Source organism: Pseudomonas sp. PA-4-8C (assembly GCF_021606625.1).
GTDB classification, from domain to species: domain Bacteria; phylum Pseudomonadota; class Gammaproteobacteria; order Pseudomonadales; family Pseudomonadaceae; genus Aquipseudomonas; species Aquipseudomonas lactis.
On sequence record NZ_WKCD01000596.1, the window covers coordinates 1 to 562 of the forward strand.

At 61.4% G+C, this 562-nt stretch carries 1 protein-coding gene; it reads right to left on the bottom strand.

The genetic code is table 11. The features are described from left to right. Positions 1 to 238: 238 nt before the first annotated feature. Positions 239 to 562: hypothetical protein (locus GIW04_RS31190; protein ID WP_236479678.1), on the bottom strand; the 324-nt coding region annotated here is incomplete at its 5' end.

Below are 562 nucleotides of genomic sequence, written 5' to 3' on the forward strand. Positions count from 1 at the left end.
GTGTCAGGGAGATAGGCGTCGGCTGGCAGGCCGTCATCGCAGGCAAGCCAGCTCCCACAGTTTGATCGCGGGGTGTCAGGGAGATAGGCGTCGGCTGTCAGGCCGTCATCGCAGGCAAGCCAGCTCCCACAGTTTGATCGCGGGGTGTCAGGGAGATAGGCGTCGGCTGTCAGTCCGTCACGGGTTCAGCTTCGTATCGATGTTGCGTATCGCCCCTCGAGAGGTACACCCAGCAGAGTTATCGACGACGCCTGCGCAGCAAAGGCCAGTTGGAGGCGAGCGCACCCGGCTCAGCGTCACGCCCGGCAACTCGCACCAGGTCTGGAAACTCAAGCAGCAAAGCTCGATTGCCCCGGCCAATGTGCTCCATCACCGCCAGGGTAATGTTTTCCCGCACCATGCCCGTCGAAACGTAGTACATGGCCCAGGCCTGCTCTGGCGTACACAGGCCGATCTGCTCTTCAATCTCTTTGTAGGCCTTGTAGTCGTCTGACTCAAAATAGCGCTGATCACCGCCCTGGCGCATGCTGTCTCCCTCCCCGGCCCCATCCCCATCACGTAC